At 64.2% G+C, this 3,882-nt stretch carries 4 protein-coding genes, 1 pseudogene and 1 other annotated feature; of the genes and pseudogenes, 2 read left to right on the forward strand and 3 right to left on the reverse strand.

Features of this window, described 5'->3' with window-relative positions; genetic code table 11:
• Window positions 1–29 precede the first annotated feature (29 nt).
• The 3 genes and pseudogenes from HMPREF3105_RS12410 to HMPREF3105_RS12420 form a co-directional block, all read right to left on the reverse strand.
• A pseudogene (locus HMPREF3105_RS12410) lies at window positions 30–547 on the reverse strand (transposase); the annotation flags it as partial.
• Window positions 114–248: a sequence feature (AL1L pseudoknot), on the reverse strand. Its footprint overlaps the pseudogene before it by 135 nt.
• A 59-nt stretch (window positions 548–606) precedes the next feature.
• The gene (locus tag HMPREF3105_RS12415) at window positions 607–804 is read right to left on the reverse strand and encodes a hypothetical protein (RefSeq protein ID WP_010078466.1); all 198 of its coding nucleotides are present in this window, start codon (window positions 802–804) and stop codon (window positions 607–609) included.
• Between the two features lie 44 nt (window positions 805–848).
• The gene (locus tag HMPREF3105_RS12420; RefSeq protein ID WP_036315702.1) at window positions 849–1,181 is read right to left on the reverse strand and encodes a DUF3024 domain-containing protein; all 333 of its coding nucleotides are present in this window, start codon (window positions 1,179–1,181) and stop codon (window positions 849–851) included.
• Between the two features lie 9 nt (window positions 1,182–1,190).
• On the opposite strand from HMPREF3105_RS12420, the gene HMPREF3105_RS12425 reads away from it, so the two are divergent.
• Entirely contained in the window at window positions 1,191–1,760 is a 570-nt protein-coding gene (locus tag HMPREF3105_RS12425; protein WP_070709903.1) for a hypothetical protein, read from the forward strand.
• 267 nt (window positions 1,761–2,027) lie between these two features.
• On the forward strand, window positions 2,028–3,882 hold a 1,855-nt coding region (locus tag HMPREF3105_RS12430), incomplete at its 3' end, for a site-specific DNA-methyltransferase (protein WP_070709905.1).

The following is a 3,882-nucleotide window of genomic DNA, read 5'->3' on the forward strand; positions in this document are numbered from 1 at the left end:
GTCAACAACGTCATGCCCTCCTACACCTAGAGCTCGACCAGCTGCGGGATCAGCTCCTCGTCCCGCACCGCGCGAGCCGAGGGGGCGCGGGTCTTGGCGGCGTAGTAGCTGCTCGGAGCCACCTGCAGCAGCCTGCAGATGAGCTCGACTCCGAGCCGGCGAGCGTCGACCAGGTCATCCTTGTTCGCGTCGATGAACGCGACTACTTCCGGTAGTGGCGGTCGAGCTCCGCCCCGAAGAAAGACGCAGCACGCTTGAGGACCTCGTTGGCCCGCCGCAACTCCCGGACTTCCTGCTCCAGTTCACGCACCCGCCGCGCCTCAGCGCTGCTCACGCCAGAGGTGACGCCGTCGTCGATGTCGGCTTGCTTGACCCACATCCGCACGGACTCGACCCCGTACCCGAGCTGCGTCGCGACCCGATTGACGGTCCCATGCTCGGTCCCCAGCTCGGCACGCAGCGTCCTCACCATCCGGACCGCCGCGGCCTTCTCCTCCGGCGAATACCGACGCGTCGTCGGCTTCCCCGCTGTCTGCTCTTTCGGCATAACTCCATCCTCGTTTCCAAGGTCAGGAGTCTCCAACAAACCCAGGGCGCTTCAATCGGTCAGGAAGGCAGCAGGAGCACCTTGATGTCGTAGTCGAGCTTGCAGAGATAGAAGATCAACTCGACGACGGGACGGTGACTATCCCAGCGGGGCTGTGAGGGGCCGATCTCGCAGAACCTTGCGGCAAACTCAACCTTCTCGCGCGCGGCCGGGATCGATGCGCGGAAGGCCGCTTCATCCCATTGCTCTTCGCTCATACTCCCGACCGTAGCGGTGAGTACCGACACGGCCGTGGGAGCTCTCAGCCCCAGAAGATCGGATCCTGGTGGCTGCCGATGTAGTCGAGCAGACTCTGGACGTTCTTCGTCGGGCGCCTCTTCGTGTACTCGTGGAACTTCATGTGCCGGTCACGCCAGTAGATGCTCCACTGGCCGGTCTTGACGGTGTATCGCAGGCGCGCGACCGGGAACCGCGTCCAGTCGCCCTGCCCGTCCCACGGCGGCCGCGTCTCGATGATCGTGACGTGCCGGTCGGCGATCTCGGCTTCTACTCTCACCTGATCCCACAGGTGCTCGGGCACGCGTTCACGGCACCAGCGGCCGATGCGCAGCAGGTCGGTCTCGGGCATAGCCATACGTCCATTATGCTGTCCGATCTCCTCGGTAGCCTCGAAGCTGTGGCGGATACCAAGCAGACGAAGACCATCGGGGAGCATCACGCTGCGGCGGAGCTGGCCCGACGTGGCTGGGCGCCGGCACTGACTCATGACGGTCTGGAACGCACAGACATCCTCGCCGTGCTTGCCGACCCGGATAACCGTCGGATGGTCGAGATCCAGGTGAAGACGGCGCGTGGGTCGGCGTGGAGGTCGATCAGCTGGCCGCTCGGATCGAAGTCGCAGGGGCCGAGCCAGCACCAGCGGGAGTACTACGTCATGGTGGCTGTGTCGCATGACCTCGCCCTGCCGCCACGCAACTTCGTCGTTCCCCGCTCGCACGTCGCCGCCGCCGCATGGATCGAGCACATGAACTGGCTCACCGAACCCGGGATCGAACCGGGCAAGCGGAACGCACCAGTGGAGCGGTCACGGGTGCTGCTCTCCACGTTCGAACGCTACGAGGATCGCTGGGATCTGCTACTGGTCGACGAGATGGCGACGCTGGCGCCCCGGCCGAGGCGCGTGCGACGAAGAGCTCTTCGCGAAAAGTCCTGATCATGAGATAATGAGGACAGGTCGCAACGTTCGGTCGAGCCGGTATGGCTCCCGGTTCCGGCAACCATCGTCGCCCCGCTCCGGCGCGCTCCACCCCGTCTGTCGGTGGCCGTCGGTACGGTAAGACACGCCCCCGAGAGCACAACTTAAGTCGCGCGTCAGCGCGGAGGAGAACCAGTACAGCATGACATCGTTCAGCACCAGGCGGTCGCACGGCCCCAGCAGTACAGCGTGTAACCGTGACGTCCGCCGTCAGGAGGCCACGCGATGACCCCGTCGGTGCCGGACGAGACCCGAGACCTGCACCAAGAGTTGCTCGCTCAACTCCGTGACCTGGTGCCCAGTGCTTTCCTCGACGGTGAGCTCGATCGGGATGCGTTGCTCGGGGCGCTCGGTCTTGACGGTGACTCGAAGCCCGCCTTCTCCTTCACCTGGCCAGGCATCGAGCGAGCACGCCAGGACGCACGCGTGCCCACCACCGCAACGCTGGTGCCTGATGAGGACGCCTCGCTGCGTTGGTCGGATGCCCGGGACGTCCTGATCGAGGGCGACAACCTTCAGGTGCTCAAACTCCTGAAGAACGGCTACTCGCGAGCCGTCAAGCTGATCTACATCGACCCGCCCTACAACACCGGCGACACGTTCACCTACAACGACGACTTCGCGGTGCCCGAGCGGCAGTACCTCGAGGAGACCGGTCAGGTTGATGACCAGGGCAACGCCACCACCAGCCGGATCGAGACCGGCGGGCGCAAGCATGCGCCGTGGCTGACCATGATGTTCCCGCGTCTGGCGCTCGCGCGTCACCTGCTGCGCCGCGACGGCGTGATCCTCGTTTCCATTGATGACAACGAGGTCCACCACCTGCGGCTGCTGCTCGATGCCGTATTTGGCGGAGAGAACTTCGTCGGCAACTTCATCTGGAATGGCGGCCGTAAGAACGATGCTCGTCAGATCTCCGTTGGACACGACTACGTAGTGGCCTACGCGCGTGACCACACCTATCTGCGCGAACAGGACGCGCGCTGGCGTGAGCGCAAGGCCGGTCTCGACGAGATTTACGGGAAGGTCAAAGAGCTACGCGCTGTTCACGGTACAGATTATGAGGCGGCAACGGCGGCGCTACAGGCCTGGTACAACTCACTGCCTGACGAAGCCCCCGCAAAAGCGCACAAGCACTATCGCGTGATTGATGCTCGAGGTGTCTACTTCGCGTCAGATCTAAGAAGCCCGAACCCGAGGGCCAATCTCGTCTACACATTCCGCGGTCACGAACCGCACGCGAATGGCTGGGCCTACGGACGGGAGAAGATGGAGGCGTTCGCCGATGACGATCGCATCGTCTATCCCAAGAAGGAGGGCGGACGCCTTCAGCTCAAGTCCTACTTGCATGAGCATGAGGAGTGGGCACCCGCGTCCGTCTTCTATAAGGATCGCCGTGCCGCATCGAAGGCGCTAGACGAGCGCATGGGAACAACCGTGTTCGACTACCCGAAGGACACGGAAGTGCTCGCCCGCCTGTTCCACGCCATCACCGACGACGGCGACCTGATCCTTGACTTCTTCGCGGGATCCGGTTCGACGGGCCAGGCAGTGTGGGAGCAGAACCCGAAAGACGGCAAGACGCGGCACTGGATTCTGGTGCAGGTCCCCGAGAAGCCTGATGCGTCCGAGGAGTCGGGCAAGAACGCGCTGGCTGCCGGGTACGAGACGATCTTCGAGGTGACGGCGGAGCGACTGCGCCGTGCGGCGGCCTCCCTGCAACAGGAGACGCTCGATGCGCCACAGCTGGGCTTCCGGATCTTCCGCACGCGTCCGACGAACCTCGTCATCGACAAGCCGCTGTTCGCGCTTCCGGAGATGACCGGGCAGAGCTACCTGACGCAGGTGCTCGACCACACGGCGGGCGCTCCGGTGGTTGATGGTGCGAAGCCGCTCGACGTTGCGTGGGAGGTGGCGCTCAAGGCCACGGGAACGAGGCTCGATACGCGCGTGACGACGCATGAGGCGGACGGCGTGGTCGTCTACGAGTTCACGCCTGCCGTGGGCAATGCGTCCACAGGACGTCTCCTGATCTCGCTCGATGCGTTCTCGCTAGCTGTAGGAGGGCATGACGTTGTTG

It is taken from the genome of Micrococcus sp. HMSC31B01 (assembly GCF_001816085.1).
GTDB classification, from domain to species: domain Bacteria; phylum Actinomycetota; class Actinomycetes; order Actinomycetales; family Micrococcaceae; genus Micrococcus; species Micrococcus luteus.